General features: G+C 49.1%; 6 protein-coding genes. 1 reads left to right on the top strand and 5 read right to left on the bottom strand.

Going from position 1 to position 17,516, the window contains the following annotated elements:
- Window positions 1-5: 5 nt before the first annotated feature.
- The 5 genes from CBR65_RS18465 to CBR65_RS18445 all read right to left on the bottom strand — a co-directional run bounded on the left by CBR65_RS18465 (window position 6) and on the right by CBR65_RS18445 (window position 14,476).
- Entirely contained in the window at window positions 6-1,499 is a 1,494-nt protein-coding gene (locus tag CBR65_RS18465) for a tryptophan halogenase family protein (protein ID WP_369825629.1), read from the bottom strand.
- A gap of 72 nt (window positions 1,500-1,571) precedes the next feature.
- Window positions 1,572-4,367 (bottom strand): TonB-dependent receptor, encoded by a 2,796-nt coding sequence (locus tag CBR65_RS18460; protein WP_087468212.1) that lies wholly within the window; start codon window positions 4,365-4,367, stop codon window positions 1,572-1,574.
- A 382-nt stretch (window positions 4,368-4,749) separates the two neighbouring features.
- Window positions 4,750-7,728: a TonB-dependent receptor gene (locus CBR65_RS18455; protein ID WP_087468211.1), complete on the bottom strand. Its 2,979-nt coding sequence runs from the start codon at window positions 7,726-7,728 to the stop codon at window positions 4,750-4,752.
- 79 nt (window positions 7,729-7,807) lie between these two features.
- On the bottom strand, window positions 7,808-12,310 hold the full coding sequence (locus CBR65_RS18450; protein WP_157672148.1) for an alpha-1,6-glucosidase domain-containing protein: 4,503 nt from the start codon (window positions 12,308-12,310) through the stop codon (window positions 7,808-7,810).
- A gap of 492 nt (window positions 12,311-12,802) precedes the next feature.
- The gene (locus CBR65_RS18445) at window positions 12,803-14,476 is read right to left on the bottom strand and encodes an alpha-glucosidase family protein (RefSeq protein ID WP_087468210.1); all 1,674 of its coding nucleotides are present in this window, start codon (window positions 14,474-14,476) and stop codon (window positions 12,803-12,805) included.
- A 540-nt stretch (window positions 14,477-15,016) separates the two neighbouring features.
- Here CBR65_RS18445 and CBR65_RS18440 point away from each other — a divergent pair.
- Window positions 15,017-17,470 carry a glucan 1,4-alpha-glucosidase gene (locus CBR65_RS18440; protein ID WP_087468209.1) on the top strand — a complete coding sequence of 818 codons (2,454 nt, stop codon included), beginning with the start codon at window positions 15,017-15,019 and terminating at the stop codon, window positions 17,468-17,470.
- Window positions 17,471-17,516 lie beyond the last annotated feature (46 nt).

The following is a 17,516-nucleotide window of genomic DNA, read 5'->3' as shown; positions in this document are numbered from 1 at the left end:
GATATTTATTTATTGTTGATGCGTGCCAAAAATTCGCGGTAATCTAGCATCTGTTGCAGCGGTGCCTGTTTGATTTTCTTCATGTTGTTCAGCAGGCTACGCAATTGCGCCTCTGTCACCTGGTCTGCCATCGGGTGGTAGTCCTGAGGCACAACACCTTGCCCTATTAGCACTTGCAACCAGGAAGATTCAACAAACAACTCATCCTGGGTTTTAAACAGCGCACCGGTTTGCTGAAACAAATGGATTTTCTGCGCAAGGCTGTTGGGGATTTTCATATGCCGCAGCTCATCCCAAAAAGGATCATTAACCCGTTGGTTCGCGTGATAATGCAAGATAATAAAATCCCGTATCTGCTCAAGCTCAAGTGCGGACTGACGGTTGTATTCTGCAACGGTAGCCGGTTCAATTCGCTGACGCGAAAACAGCTTGAGTAACCGCACAACGGCGGACTGGATGAGATGAATGCTGGTGGACTCCAAGGGTTCAAGAAAGCCGCTGGATAAACCGATAGCCACCACATTGTGACGCCAGTTTTCTACTCGCCGCCCCGTGGTAAATCGAATCAAACGAGGCTCATCGGTAGCCGTGGAATCAAGCTGTGTTAAAAGTTGATGAGCGGCTTCGTCGTCGGAACAATGCCGGCTGCTGTAAACCAAACCATTCCCATTGCGATGCTGCAAGGGAATCCGCCATTGCCAACCCATGGGATGTGCAATAGAGCGCGTATAAGCCAAAGCTGCTGTCAGAGGCTCCGATGGCACAGCCACAGCACGGTCACAGGGCAACCAATGACTCCAGTCTTCAAACGCCGTACCAAGCGTTTCGTGAATTAACAAACCGCGCAATCCGGAGCAATCAAGAAATAAATCACCGGCGAGAACTGTTCCATCTTTCAAGATCAGCTGCGCAATATCTCCCGAAGTTGTATCGCGCTGTACCTGCTCTACCATTCCCTCGACACGTTTTACACCGCGCTGTTCTGCATAGCGCCGCAAATAAAGCGCGTAGCGGCTTGCGTCAAAATGATAGGCATAAGGCACTTCAAGGTTGGGGTCTTTGGTGGACACCGGCGCAAATTTATTAGCCTGAATACACTGATAATTCAGGTTGTAATCCCAGAGTTCCGAATGAATATTGGTCTGCTGCGCACGCAACCAAAAATGATGAAACGGACAAAAAGCAAAATCCTGTCCCACAGCGCCGAATGCGTGGAAGTAATCCTGTCCCGGCCTGTGCCATCCTTCAAATTTTATAGCCAGCTTGATCGTCGCGCCGGTTTCGCGCATAAAATCCGCTTCGTCAATGCCGAGCGCTTCGTTCAAATGACGAATCGGTGGAATGGTCGCTTCACCAACACCAATCGTGCCGATTGCATCGGACTCAACCAGCTCAATGGTTAACGCGTTACCCATTAACTTGCTCAGCAACGCCGCCGCTATCCAACCCGCCGTGCCGCCGCCAACAATGACAACTTTTTTTATAAAATTTTTCATCATGGCCAACCTGAAAAAAAGCCCCGTCAGCTGTCACTGACAGGGCCAATTTTTACCGACTTGCAATAAGCGCTATCAGAATTTGTAGTTGAAGCCTAACAAGTAGTTAGCACCGAAGTGTTGGTACTTGCTGACGCGACGCGGATCATCGGCATCAGCAGTTACGGTATCTTCGTCGGTGAAGTTTTGCGCTTGCAAGGTGATTGTCAGCCCTTCCAATCCGCGAATACCACTTTCACTAAAGTTGTAACCGACTTGCGCATCCCACAACTCAGCACCGCGATCCGTGATTGGCACCAATGAAAGACTGACACCGCGTTCTTCGGTAAGGAACTCATCACGCTTGCGTCCACTCACACGGAACTCGAAACCATTTTTCTCATAGTAAACGGTCAATTGGTACATTTCATCAGACAAGCCCGGAATTTCTTGCTTGGCACCGTCCACTTCGATTTCACCATCAAGCAATGTATAGCTGGTGGTTAAACCCAATCCATCTAAAGCATCGCTGAACAAGTGGAAGGGTAAACTCAACTGAAATTCCGCACCCGTTACGTAGCCATCACCCGCTTCAGCAATTGCTGTGGTATATCCTGTGGTTGATACCAGCTCAGGAATATCTGCATCGTGGTAGCCAGCGATGACGTAATCAGAAAAATCCGTCAATGTCCGGTTGTTAACATGCCAGTTCTGAATGTCTTTATGGAATAGAGCAACCGATGCAAGGCCGTCTTCTGCGTAATAATATTCGTAGGCAAGATCCACCTGAACAGCCTCAATCGGCTTCAAGGCTGCATCACCCGATGAAGCATCCCATGCACTGAAGTCAGGATCGGAACTGCCACGGCGCGCTGCATCAAAACTGAAGTTGATCGTATCACCCGGCTTCATGGAATCCATACGCGCCCGCGATGCAGTTTTCGATGCAGCAAAACGCACCACCTGATCGTCGGTTACCTGGAAATTCATGTTCAGGCTGGGTAATACTTTCGTGTATTTGTCGCCATCTGAAACCGGCGTCGCAACAACAGTACCTTCCTCACCGGTATAAGCGTCATAGCCGGTTGCAGTTTGGTCTGTATGAACAACTTGCACACCCAGATTACCGGAGATAATGCCCGACTCAAAGTTCGCCATGGCATAACCCGTGGTCACTTTCTCGGTGACCTCATAGGTATCACCTAAACGTGAAGGCTCGTATTGATCAGCGACCACTTCACGATAAATACCGTCGTTATACAAACCAATACCGTCATATGCCAGGACACTGCCCAACCCTAAAAAGCTGAGATCTGCCGCACCTACAATATAATCCGCAGGCACTGCAATATCGCCACCTGCAACCGTAACCCCATCAGCGGCAAAATATCCTGGTGCGATCAGGAATGAACCATAGTTAACTTTAGATTTACTGCGATCAGAGTAATTAACACCAAACTCAACGCTGTTGATGATAGAGAAATCAACTTCGCCTTCAGCTTGCAAACGCAATGTATCCAGATCTTCTTCAAACAGCGGATTATTAACAAAGCCGTCTTGTGCGTTGTTTTGACCAACCACCTGCGCTATAGCGCCACCCCAGGCCTGGGGTCCAGCTAAACGAATATTTGCCGGGTTGGAGTAGTCGGGCATAGAGATCGTGGAATGAGGTCCGTATTGCACACCATTGGCGGACAGTACATAAGATCGTGCTGCAGGATCACCCTGGGAAGCAGTACCTGCACGCCCAACACCGGAGTAGCTCTCGACATTCAACAAATCTTTTGATGACTCGCCGGTCGCTGCATCCAATGTTAGTTTCCAGCTATCAGAAAGTTGATATTCAACATTGAATCCAAACGTCGTCAGTTCACCGTCTTTTACTTCGCCATCATTGCGAATAACACTGTGAAAACCATTCCATTCACCACTGGTAACCAGGTTGTCCTCAATCGTTGAGTGAACGTTTGTTACACCACCACCCCATACCGTCCCCTCTTCCATACCGCGAAATACTTTGGAGTCGGTAAAATCGATGTACAGCGCGTCTAATGTAAATGTCCATTGATCATTTGGTGCGAATTGCACAACGCCAGAAAACGTATCACGCTCCATCATAGATGAACGAACGTAAGAATCGTGACCGCCTAAAGCAACCGTTTCACCGGGTCCCTCATTATCAAGGTCTGCGTAACCCCACGCACGAAATTGTTCTTCTTGACTGGGCGATTCCATAGTCGCAATTGAAAGCGCTACGCCGATGGTATCGTCGGCAAATTTATCCGAATAGGTAAATGCTAACCGATGGCCGGTATCATCATAATCCGGGTTGGATGATTCCAACTCGTTCATTTCATAACTGCCGGTAATGCCGATAATGCGGTCTTTCTCCAATGGGCGAAGAGTCTGTAAATCAACAGTACCGCCTAACCCCTGGTTAACCAAACTGGCATCAGGTGTTTTGTACACCATGGCACCGGAAATAATTTCGGATGGGTATAAATCGTATTCAACGCCGCGGTTGTCACCAATACCTAAAATTTCGCGACCATTCATCGTCGTCGCTACGTAGTTTTCATTAAAACCACGAACAGAAATACCACTGGTGCGGCCGTCGCGACGTTCACCGCCCAAACCGGGTAGCCGCGCTAGCGACTCAGCAATACTGGTATCCGGTAATTTACCAATGTCTTCTGCGTATACAGCATCAACAATGGACGTGGCCTTCTGCTTGGCAGAAATAGAATTTTGCAAACTGGCCCGGAAACCGGTCACAACCACTTCTTCAATGGGTGCGGCATCCTCGGCTTGGGCGTAGACATTAACTGAGCCTGACACCAATGCCATGGTAGACATTAACGCCAATGCGTGATTGAAAGTGCGCTTTTTCATGATGACTCTCCGTGGAGGTATTACTATTATTTTTTATGGGCACATGTTGTCGGCGATTGTTATGCCTGTTGTATAACCTGTGCCAGCTGCATAAACAGAGTTGTTCTGTCCTCTGGAGGATAGTAAGTCGTGGCGCTAATGCCCACAATAGCGTGCATACGTATTCAACGGTTCGCATACGTATGCATTGCCGTTCCAGACATTTATTCCCAAACGGGGCTTTCTACTGAGCTTAGCTGCATTATGGGTAATCAACAGGATATTAATTAATAAGAGTGGAAATGGAAAAGCGGAATAGTTATTAGCTGACGTGATAATCGTCAACCGACGCGTTCATAAAAAAACCGCACAGTTGTCTGTGCGGCACAACACTTCAAGACAATTAAAATGAGTAATTTGCCCCCAGGTAAAACGTTCTTCCGAACCACTGCAATGTCCTGGTTAGTTCTTCGTCAAACATATAGCTTCTATTAGGCTCGTTAGTCAGGTTACTTACTGAAAATATCACATCTATCCCATTATCAAATTTGTAGGATGCCTGATAATCCAGCAATGTCTCTGGAGCGTAGACAATGGGCTGGAGATTGACGTTACGGGTCTCACCAACAAAAGAGTCCTGGTACGTTGTTGACAACCGGGTTTCGAAGTTTTCATAACTGTAAAACACCGTAAAGTTTGCTGACTTTTCTACCAGACCGGGAAACGGTAGCGTACCTGCCGTTTCAATTCCTTCTAATGGGTTGCTCACATTGATTTCACTGTCGGTCAGGGAGTAGCTGGTGCTGACACCCAAACCGGACCACAAGTCAGGCAGGAAATTGAAGGTTTGGGTATAAGAAATTTCAATCCCGCGAATAAAACCGCCGTCCAGATTATTGATTGATGTTGAATAATCACCATTCTCTACCGGTACCTCAACGTCCACGCCACCTTGGTCGGTAATAATCCAGGTATCAGGCACATCGAATCCCGCAGCCCTGAAGTCGAAATCCTGATAAGTGATATCCTGAATAAACGATTTAATTTCACGATGATAACCGGCAATAACAAATGCACCGTTGTATTCAGGCAGATAATGTTCGTAGGAAATGTCTATCTGGTCAGCAATAAATGGACGCAGGAAAGGCGACGTATTGGAACCGTAATTAAATGTGGGAATATCACCAGCCTGAACCGTCACCGTACCCTCGGAGTCCGGAGCTGCAAGCCGTGCGATGGGCGGCCGCGACAGTACGCGCGCGAGAGCCAAACGAAGTTGATCGTTTTCTGCCAATTGATAATTCAGGTTCAGCGAAGGTAAATTATCGCTGTACTCAATACCTAATCGTTGATAAGCAAATTCACTTCTGCACTCACCTACTTCATCACAAATTTCTACTGCGCCGTTTTCCACGCTGCCATTCACATTAACCAGCGCTACACTGGATTGATCTGTGCGTACATGGCGCAGGCCGATATTACCGGTAAGGTCTTTACCGAACAGGCTGGTTTCAATATTGGCCTGGAGATACAGTGCTGTGATATTTTCATCAATATCGGAGCGTTGTTTCATTGACCAATCACGCCCTTCTCCCCATCGCGCAGCCGGCTCAAGTGAGCGGGGAACAGCTTCGACATCGGAAAAATCCGGCACACCGGTCAAGACCAAACCGTTTGCATGGGCTTCACGGATGATGGCATCACCATCAATGGCGAGGAATGAAGGAAACCGGTCAAAATCACCTTTCCATTCCACAATGTCAGAATTTTCCGTAGTAATCGGCAGTGAGAAATCCGTATCAATGGTACCCGCTGCACCGTCACCGTATACAAATACCTGGCGTTGATCCTGGTGATTGCGTTCCGAGTAACGCACGCCAGCTTCCACCGAACGTATCACCGGCATATCAAATTCATATTCCACATCCATACGTACTGCACTAATGACATCATCGTTGATACGCGGGTAGCGCTCATAGTTTGTCATGCGCAAATTACTGACGCCATTGGAATCATACTCAGCATAATTACGACTGAAATTCACACTGGGTAAATCAATACCGTCCAGCAAGTAAACCATGGATTGGTCAGGGTCACGCTCGTAAGGATCAAGACCCGGTACAGGATCTTCTATCGGTCGGTACATATGTGCGCGCACCACGCCATCCGCCTGCACGCCGGATGCTTCAGAATGAGACAAGTCCAACGACAGCGTCAACGCATCCTGGCGCCACTCCACATTGAAACCACCTGCAATCAGTTCATTTTCCAGGGTTACGTCATTACTGTTCACTTGCAAATCAAATGATGTGGGGCTCTGATCACTTACACCAAATTCACCGCCCACCACAGCGCTGTTGTTCCACAACACGACATTGGTAATGGTAGAGTTGCGCAACGGCTGTACACGGAATCCGCGCGAATAACTGTCCGAAGTAAACTTGGAATAAAAGACATCGGACTGAATACTCCAGTTGTCATTAGGCTCAAATTGCAATGCACCCACAAAACCATCTCGCACTTCTTCGCCACCAGTTTGAAATAACTCAAAGCCATCGCTAATGGCGACATTGAACGGCCGGTCCTCCGTAGGTAGTTGGTTAAAATTTTCGTCCACGACATGAATATTAACGCCAGCGTCGTTGATCAGCGATAGTGGCGTGGCTTCGTAATTGTAATGCTCGAATCGACTCGCTGCGCGCGGTTGTACGAGGCGCGCATAACCCAAGGCAACACCTAATGTGTCATCCAGTAATTTTTTCTGGAACGACAAGGTGTAACGTTGCCCATAGGCTTCCGCACCGTAGATATCACTCGCCTGATCGTTGTAGCTGCCGCGTACACCGATTACAAAGCGCTGATCTTCGGTCATATCCAGTGGATTCACTGTTTTTAATTCAACGGAGCCCGCAACCCCCCCTTCGATCAGGGATGCCTTGGGAGACATATAAACTTCCACCGATTGAATCAGCTCTGATGGAAACTGGCTGAACTCCATCGCCCGCGTACCGTTAGGCGATACCTGCTCCCGACCATTTAAGGTAGAAAACACAAAACCTTCACCCATACCACGCACCTGGATGGTACTGGCCTGTCCGCCTGACCGGGTAACCGTAATGCCCGGCACTCGCGCCAGCGCATCAGCAATAGAGACATCCGGTAAACCGGCCAGGTCAGCGGCAGAAATTGCTTGTACAACTGTATCGGCATTGCGTTTGGTATCAAGGCTGTTTTGAATTGATTTGGCGTAGCCAACTACCACCAACTCTTCAATAGGGTCTGCCGACTCTTCATCGTTTTGTGCGAAGGAAATCTGGCTCAGGGAGGCCAACGTCAACCCGGACATCGCAATTGCCAGGGGCTTTAGAGAAAATGTTTTCATGTGCGTGATCTCAGTTCGTTATCTTTGCTATTTGTTGTTCTGAGCCCCCTCCGCGCAGGAGGGGGATGATCGACAAGATTTAGGGATTAAGGGAGTCCACCTGGATGGTTATGGCGTCCGCGACGGTGGTATTTACGGTAAATAAGTAGTCACCATCGGCAGGCACGGCAAGCCGGATATTGTCGTTGCTGCCTTGCGTTAATTCGAAAGCGTCTCCGAGCTCTATCTCCGGGCCACCCAGATTGGGGTTGCTCCAATCCGAACCCGCTACTTTAAATTGGTAGTTACCTGCAGCAACGGATAAGGTGAGTTGATATAAACCCGCACCGCGATAAGTCAGGCGATTATCTTCTGAAAAATTCCAACCGACCGACGAAATCTCACCGGGTAAATAGGCGGGCGTTGCACTGAACAGATCGTCGATATAAACACGCAATACTGGCGCCGCCGGATTTTGCATATTCACTTCAAAACGATAGCGGCCCGACGTAGTCAACTGAATTTCCAAATTGTCATTGGAGCCAACGACCAGCGGCGTAGCATCCCCTAATGAAACCACAAGATCTCCGCCGAGGTTCACACTCGACCAATCCTCACTGGCCACTTTAAATTCGCGAGCCTGATCGGACGCCGTCACATCGACGATCAATGCATAAATCCTTTTGCCTTCATAGGTCAACATATTGTCGATACTCGCATCCCAACCGGCAGTAGAAATATCGCCGCGCACATGCGCCGTTACACCAGCAAATGCATCCGGGAAAACGCTCAGTATCGGACTGTCGGGATTGGCAGAGGTATCTAATTCAAAACGGTAAGTACCCGCCTCAGTGATTTCAATATTGATATCACTACTATTAGAAGCGTTGTTTAAGGTAATAGAACCACCTACCGCTAATGCTTGGGTACTGCCGAGGTTTGGACCACTCCAATTTGCGTCGGCAATCTTAAATGCGTAACTGCCTGGTAATACGTCCAGTACGACTGAGTAGATACCTTTGCCGTGGTATGCCATCTCATTACCACTGTCAGCACTCCAGCCCGCATCGTAAATACTGCCACGCACATGAATGGTATTAGCGTAGGTGGGCGGCTCTTGCTCGGATAAATCCAAGGTGCCGCGTGCATCCAAACCTACTCCCTGGGCACCCGCCTGGTTTTTTACAAACACGGCAGTGGTGTAAGCCGGTACAGTGAACGTGCCACCATCTTCCTCACCAACTGCTTCAGCAAACGTGGCGGTACGTACATTTGCATCAACAGAACTTTGCAACGTATCGTGCAGAGCAAACCCTGTAGAACCGATGACCTTGGCAGTTTTATTTTCAGCTGTACCATTGACGATGACGACCATTGCATCGACCGAGGGATCAAGATCAGCTCGCGCGGTTGAGTCAGTGCCATAAACGGTACCCGCACCATCATCAATGCTCATTACGATCAAACCGGCTTGATAATTCATACCGCCATCGTGGAAGCCGACCCGATCAATCACCTCTTCAGCCGTTTGCAGACTGAACAGCGGGCTGCTGCTGGCGATAGCCAGGAATTCCTGGAATACCATGGCTGCCATTTCAATATCCTGACTGCCGGCTTTGGTTTGCGGATTGGCAAACAAACCCATCACGTAATCATCGGTAATGCCATCGCGCAATTCCGGTGGCAAACCCACGGACCAATTATTGGTGGTACGGGTAAAATCCACCCGATTAAACCAGTCACCCGCGTTATAACTGTTAGGTGACATGGATTTGGAGCGCAATAAATCGCTGCCCATATGAATAAACGGAACACCCTGGCTCAATAATGGAATTGATAACGTCAGGTTATGAATCCGCACACGATTTTCCAGCGGAGTATCTACCGGAATAGCATCGGGGCGATGCATCCAGTCCCACAGGGTTTCGTTATCGTGTTTCTCAACGTAGTTGACGGCTTCCTGCGGATCAAGATTATAAGCACCCACCGCTTCTGCTTTGATCACCGCACCATTTCTGGCTTTGATTTCAAAATCTTTCAGGTTGCCGGCCATACCCGCACGAATCGCATCAACATTTCCGCCTTTGATTAAGTTGAACTGTTGCAATGGATTGCGAATGCGATCATTAAAGGTACCAATGCCCGTACCGGCCAGAGCCTCCTGCATAGCGCGTTCTGCGATACGGTCACCAGAGGTACCACCGTGCGGTGCCCAGGCTTCTGCGTAGAAATAATTATCCGGATCGACTTGTTTAACCGCGTCAAATGCTTCAACCAGAACAGATTTGGGCATAAAGCCGGATTGATCAAAACGGAAGCCGTCAAACTTATATTCCTGCGCCCATTGCACAACAGAGTCTTTTACAAACTTAGCCATCATGCGATGTTCTGTTGCAGTATCCGGACCAGCTCCCGTGCCCTGTTCCGCAAGTCCGGTGGCGGGATTGGTGCGATAGTAATAACCCGGAATCACTTTATCGAAGACAGAGTTCGCGACTTCTACGCCCGATGAAATCGTGTGGGGGTAAACCACATCCAATACCACGCGCAGACCCATTTGATGTAAGGCCATATTCATTGCACGCATTTCCTTGATACGGGCAAAACCGTCTGGATCTGTGGCGTAGCTACCTTCCGGCGCATTGAAATGTTGCGGATCATAACCCCAGTTGAAACCATCGAGGTTGGCCATAGCGGCAACAAGCGAACGGGCCTGGTCAGTTTGTGGATCAAAGCTTTCCAGGACACTGCGCAAGGTGGCTGAGTTACTGAATGAACCATCGCAGGCATTCACTGAATCCGGATCGGAAACACGTTGGCATAGTTCGTAGACAAAACTGTCGAGATTGATTTGCGCCGAGCCGTCTTCGTTAACACTGGAGAAGTCATTGGATGGCAACACATGCACGTAGGTTAATCCGGCATTGGCCAACTCTTGCAAGTGCATAACCGGTGCACTATTAGCCTCGGTAAATGCCATGTACTTGCCGCGATGCATAGCGGAAGTACTTTCATCGTCAACACTGAAATCGCGCACATGAATTTCATAGATACTCGCGGCTTCCGGCGCGGTTACCTCGGGCACTGCGTGGCCATCCCAACCGGCAGGCTTCAGATCTTCATCGGCAAAATTAACAAATTGCGAGTAACGGCTGTTTGTTGACAGGGAAATTGAATAGGGATCAGTCACTTCCAGGCGATATACTTTTTTGGTAACCGGGTTGTAGGTGGTTACACGGAAACGGTAGAACTTGCGATCTAACTCCGCTGCTGTTCCCTGGTAGTGCCAGATACCGGTTGCATTATCAAAGCTCATGGGTTGCGTATCCGCAATGCGCAACGGGTCACCGGAATAAATGCGCAGCTCTACATTTTGCGCAGTAGGCGCCCACAAGGACACACCAACGCCTTCGCCATAAGTAACACCTAACGTTGCTTCATCAGCGTCGTTTTCACCACTGGTGTAGAGCGCATCCAATACATGGGGCAATTGAATCCGTGTTGCACGGGCACGTTCTATCGTGACACTTTCGCCTTGCTCATCCTCTTCTATCGAATCATAACGGCCAACAATTAGAAGTTCGTCTTTGATGGCTGACTTGATGGTGTCGAGAGAAATATCTGGCGGTAAATCATAGGCAAAGTAAGAAGCCAAGTGCGGCACTAACGCTTTTTCTTCATCCGTCATCTCGCGGCCAGGGCTCAATTCAGCAACCAAGGTTCCGCCGGTAACGCTGCCATCTTCTGCACCGCTCATACCACCAGCGGTTGAGCGGTAAAGTTCGATTTTTTTATCGGGTGAAAATTCGCGATTCCAGATAATCGTGTGCGTACCGATCCAGTGGGCCTCCACATCGGTAATGGTCAATAGCGGTTGCTCTAGAGTACAAATATCGTTAATGCAAATCGGAATATCGCTGATGCGGCTGTTACGCATGTCAGTTGCGTTAACGATAATAAAAGCCATGCGATCATAATCGCCGCCATTGCGCTTTATCTGCATTTGCAGGTCGTTGGTCTGGGCTGCCCCGCCAGGCGTTTTAACAATATAGTTACCGCAAGTACCACCGGTTTCACTGGCAGGAATAACAAAGAAAGCACCGTAATAGGGATCATGTTTGATGCCGGACTCACCATCATTTCGGCTGCTTACATTCGGACCATCGGGCCACTCTGTGGGAATGCTCCAGGATGTGTTGTTTCCATCGACCGTTGAATCAGCCCAACCATTGCCGCAGGCCTGCCACAGGTGCAGGTTGTAACCAGCATAGGCTGCATTTTTTTCGTCTTCAGTACCTTCGATGTTGACGTAGATAACAACTTCATTTTCGCCAGGAAGCCGGCTGGGTGTCGGAAAATCCGGAACAATACAAGCGCCCAGGCTGTTGCGAATTTGTCCTTCAGGACAAGGTGGCGGAACATAAGGATCACGCGGCTCCCCACAAGACCCATCATCAAGAATAACCAGTGGATCGCGGCACGCCGGTAAATTCGCTTGTTCATTGTCCGTACCACTACCACCCCCGCATCCCGCCAGGCCTGCCAGGCCTGCCAATGAGCAGACCAGCGCGATGAGCCCCAATTTATTGCGTAAATTAAACATGGTTTGTTACCCCACTAATCGTTATTGTTTTAAAACGGTGTAGATGAATATGCTGGTTTACAGTGTTGGAAATTTTCTGTTCTTGGGAAAAATGTGGTTCTACAGCGAGACAGCGTTTCTCACTAACCTCAGAGAGTTGTTTATAGTTTTAAATTGTTCACAGTCTTGTTTATGGAAAAACGTACAATGGCTTTCGTTAAATCTTATATATCTTGTCGATACCATTCGCATGCGAGGCACGCGTACTGCAAGAAAAGCTGTCGTAGAAACTTCTGGTAATTGTTTGTAAAGATAGTAAATCCGCGCCAACCTCCCCACAATAGAATGCATACGTATTCAGCAAAACGCATACGTATGCAAAAAAAGAAAACCGAAAGTTGGCAGATAGAAGAAAAAGAAAAGGTAGCAGCGCAGACACAAGAATAGCGTAGGTCGGATTAGCCAAAGGCGTAATCCGACACTGCAAGGGAAAGGACTATGACTAATACAAATTTACGGCGACTGAGCCAGCAACACGTTTTCTACTGACGCATCTTCCACGGACATATTGACGCTTGCGAAGAACACACCAAAGCCCTCAACAATCAAAGACTCTTCTTCCATAGCGGTAGTGTCAAAGCCATGCCCATCGAGCAAACTTTTAATATTGATGTTGGCCAAAGCCACCGTCCTGGATGCTGAAGATAAATTAAAAACCGCCAGCATGCGTTCGCCCTCGTATTCACGCACAAACATCAATACATCATCCGGCGCATCAATAAAGTGAATGCTGCCCAAACGCAAAGTCGGTTGCTGTTTTCGCCACTGCATGAATTGTCGATAATGATTGAGCACCGAATCCGGAGCTTTTTCCTGTAGCTCTATCGCACGCTCGCGATGATCATCAGGAATCGGTAACCAGGTGGCAGCGGTGGAAAAACCGCAATGCGCACTGTCCGCTTCCCACGGCATGGGTGTACGGCAGCCGTCACGCCCTTTAAACATCGGCCAGAATGCGATGCCGTAAGGGTCTTGCAATTGATCCTGTTGAATATCGGCTTCGGTTAAACCTAACTCTTCGCCCTGGTAACTGCACACGCTGCCACGCAGGGACAGCAACATGGCGTTAAGCATACGGGCCAGTTTATCGTCGGGTTTCTTTCCGCCCCAACGCGACATTACCCGCACCACATCATGATTGCCGATCGACCAGCAAGGCCATCCCTCTTTCAACCCCGCTTCCAGTGTTTCAACCGTTTGGCGAATGTATGATGCCGACATTTTATCGACCAACAATTCAAAACTGTAAGCCATGTGCAAACGGGATTGTCCGGTGGTGTATTCCGCCATGGTTTTCAGTGAATCTTCCGCTGAAATTTCGCCAAGCGTGACCGAGCCGGGGTAGCGATCCATCAAGCCGCGCAGGGATTGCAAAAAGGCAATATTTTCCGGGCGCGTATTGTCGTAGATGTGGTATTGGAATGCGTAAGGATTATCTTCCTTAAATCCCCGTCCTTTACGTTCATGAACGGGCTTATGGGGGTTGTTGCGCAGCTGCTGATCGTGAAAGCAAAAATTAATCGCGTCCAGACGCAAGCCGTCGACGCCGCGCTTTAACCAGAACTCTACTTCATCCAGAATTTCCTTACGTACTTCTGCGCAATGAAAATTCAAATCCGGTTGGCTCTTTAAAAAATTGTGCAGGTAATACTGCCCGCGGCGCGGCTCCCACTCCCAGGCACAACCGCCGAAAATTGATAACCAGTTATTCGGCGGTGTACCGTCTTCACGAGGGTCTGCCCAGACATACCAATCGGCTTTGGGATTATCTTTGGAGGTGCGACTCTCCTGAAACCAGGCGTGTTGGTCCGAGGTATGGCTCAACACCTGATCGATAATCACCTTGATACCCAAACTGTGCGCGCGCTTGATCAAGCGGTCAAAATCATCAAGAGAACCGAAGATCGGATCAATAGATCGATAGTCACTGATATCGTAACCAAAGTCTTTCATGGGTGATTTAAAAAAGGGCGAGATCCAAATGGCATCCACGCCCAGGCTGGCAATGTAATCCAGCTTCTGGATGATACCGGGCAAGTCACCGATACCATCACCGTTGCTGTCCATCATACTGCGCGGGTAAATTTGATAAATGACGGCGCCACGCCACCAAGGGGTCTGACTCATAATGACACCTCACTACAGCGGGCAAAAACGCTGGTTACTCTTTCTGGAAAAATTGCGGGGCACATAAATTGTTATCCTGACGCTTTATTATGAATTGCTTTTTTCGGTTTTAATCCTGGGTACGTCTTCTGCCACGAAAGTTCAACAGCCCTGGCAGGAGGGTAAAGAATTGACTAAATCCAAAATACGTCAGCGCTGTTCCTGTGTGCAAGAGCTTACATACGTATGCATATGCTCGCGCCACGAAATAAGACCGCAAAACCCATAGAATACGTATTCATTTGATGGATAAAATTGGCGGCCATTGTTGCATACGTATGCAATACCGCCGCTGCGTTTCATCTGCGTGAATACGTATGTAAACCCTTGTATTTCAAGGAGTCTCCACCTAACGTATAAGCTGAATATTTCCCCTTCACGGGAACAATAACGAAGCGCCATTCAAATATCCCAGCGTCACCTACCAGACCAAGATCAATGCCGGATATCTCGCTCCCTCAGGGAATCCGTATAAACACAAAAAAATAGCAGGTAAGTTATATGAACCATCCGACAAAACCGCGCACCAGTTTTTTTCCTGCTGCTCGTCCGGCACTTAAATTTTTACTGGCCGGCAGTATGACGGCACTCGTCGCGTGCAGCCCTTCTCCTTCTGAAGATACAGACGCAAGCGTTGCGCCAGGCGCGCCGGGGAAAGAGTCCCTCTGGGCCTACTCAGGCAAGACCGGTATCGGAACTTCTTACGAGCAATATCAGGAGGGCCATTATACTGATAGCGCCGCTACCGGCCCGGTTTCCCGCGTGTGGTTTTCTCTTGCTCAAGGCGTCGTTACCGAAACCATGTTCGGTTTGATTCATGAAGCACAGTTGCGCGAGATGCAGTTCTTTGTATCCGGTGACGGTTTTGTTGACGAAGAGAAAAAAGACACCATCAGTCATATCGAATATTTGCACACCGATGACGCGGGTCGCCCGCTGTCGCTGGCTTACAAAATTGTCAACAAAGACAAAGAAGGTAAGTACGAAATTGAAAAACATATTTTCACTGATCCGGACCGCAACAGCCTGGTGATGAAAGTATTTTTCCGCGCGCTAGCCGACAACATCAAACCCTATCTGTATCTTGATCCGCATATTGCCAATACCGGCAGTGCCGATCGCGCCTGGTTTGACGATAACACCTGGTATGCGCAGGACGGCAGCACAGCCCTGGCGTTAAAGACAGATGCCACCGTTACCAAAAGCACGGTCGGTTTTGTCGGCGCTTCAGATGGGCTTGATGCAATAAAAAATAAAACCGATTTTATCGCTTATCAGGATACTGGCAAGCAAAGCGGTAACGTTGCGCTTTTGCTACAGTTACCTACGTTAAGCAACACCAATGCTGAATGGCAATTCGTACTCGGTTTTGGAAAAGATCCGGCCGAAAGCAAGGCAAGTGCACAGCACACATTGTCTGCCGGGTATGAACACGTGTTGGCAAATTATAACGGCGAAGGTGCTGCTATTGGTTGGGAAGATTACGTGCAATCCCTGCCGGCATTAACGCAGCTATCATCGACCACTACCGACAACGGTAAATTACTTTATGCCAGCGCACTGGTGTTAAAAGCACAGGAAGATAAAACCCATGCAGGCGCCTTGATTGCGTCACTGTCCAATCCCTGGGGCGACACCAAATCCGCCGAACAATCCAAGACTGGTTACAAAGCCGTTTGGCCGCGCGATTTTTATCAGGTGGCGATGGCTATGTTGGCCTTGGGCGATAAAGAAACCCCCAAGGTTGCTTTCGAATATCTGCACAAAGTACAAGTCACCAAGACGACACCCGGTTTTACCGGCACACCTGGCTGGTTTTTACAAAAAACCCAAGTGGACGGACAACTGGAATGGATTGCGATACAACTGGATCAAACTGCTATGCCAGTGATGCTCGGCTGGCGTTTGTGGCAGGAAGGCGTGCTCAGTGATGATGAAGCCACACGTTGGTATCACCGCATGCTAAAACCGGCAGCCGACTTTCTGGCAAGCGGTGGCAAAGTTAAACTGGATTGGAGTGACATTGACTTAACACCGCCCTACACCCAACAGGAACGCTGGGAAGAACAATCCGGTTATTCGCCCTCCACCACCGCAGCCGTGATTGCCGGATTGGTATCGGCTGCTGACCTTGCGCGTCTGGCCGATGACGAAAGCAGTGCAACGCGTTATCTTGCGGCCGCCGATAAATATTCCGCTATGCTCGAAAGCACCATGTTCACCACCAACGGCTCGCTGCAAGATGCACCCAGCGACGGCCGTTATTATTTACGCATTACTCAAAATACTGACCCCAATGATCGCGCCGCTTTGGGTACCGCCAATGGCCAACCCATGCCCGACGAAACCGACGTTATCGATGGAGGCTTTCTGGAATTGGTGCGCTACGGTGTGCGTCCGGCGAATGATCCCTATGTGCTCGACACCTTGCCCGAAATCGACAACATGAATCTGCCGGATAAACTGCGCGTAAAATATGAATTTACGTTTCCCGGCGTAGAAGGCACCTTCCCCGGCTGGCGACGTTACGGCATCGATGGTTATGGTGAAGACATCACCACTGGCCTGGCTTACGGTGCAGTGAATGATCAGATGAGCGATGACCAACGCGGTCGCGTGTGGCCCTTCTTTACCGGCGAACGCGGCCATTACGAACTTGCACGGGCGCAAGTCGAGGGCGATATCGACGCTGCAAGCATGGACACCTTGCGCAATATCTATGTCAAAGCGATGGAATTATTTGCCAACGAAGGGTTAATGTTACCCGAGCAAGTCTGGGATGGCGTGGGCAATAATGGCGGATACCAATACGGCTTCGGCGAAGGCACCAACTCCGCCACGCCGCTGGCCTGGACCCATGCGGAATACATTAAATTATTGCGCTCCTTTCACGATCAAAAAGTGTGGGACCGCTACCCGCTGGTAGAAGAACGCTACGCACAACCTAAGGACTAACACCTTCAACCCGAACAAAACCCGTAGGTCGGATTACGCCAAAGAC

Source organism: Cellvibrio sp. PSBB006, from assembly GCF_002162135.1.
In the GTDB taxonomy this organism is placed as follows: domain Bacteria; phylum Pseudomonadota; class Gammaproteobacteria; order Pseudomonadales; family Cellvibrionaceae; genus Cellvibrio.
This window is presented reverse-complemented; position numbering and strand designations above follow the sequence as displayed.

Excerpts from the sequence above, each read along its gene's own strand:
- CBR65_RS18465 (WP_369825629.1), bottom strand. The coding sequence starts at position 1,499 with ATGATGAAAAATTTTATAAAAAAAGTTGTCATTGTTGGCGGCGGCACG.
- CBR65_RS18460 (WP_087468212.1), bottom strand. The coding sequence starts at position 4,367 with ATGAAAAAGCGCACTTTCAATCACGCATTGGCGTTAATGTCTACCATG.
- CBR65_RS18455 (WP_087468211.1), bottom strand. The coding sequence starts at position 7,728 with ATGAAAACATTTTCTCTAAAGCCCCTGGCAATTGCGATGTCCGGGTTG.
- CBR65_RS18450 (WP_157672148.1), bottom strand. The coding sequence starts at position 12,310 with ATGTTTAATTTACGCAATAAATTGGGGCTCATCGCGCTGGTCTGCTCA.
- CBR65_RS18445 (WP_087468210.1), bottom strand. The coding sequence starts at position 14,476 with ATGAGTCAGACCCCTTGGTGGCGTGGCGCCGTCATTTATCAAATTTAC.
- CBR65_RS18440 (WP_087468209.1), top strand. The coding sequence starts at position 15,017 with ATGAACCATCCGACAAAACCGCGCACCAGTTTTTTTCCTGCTGCTCGT.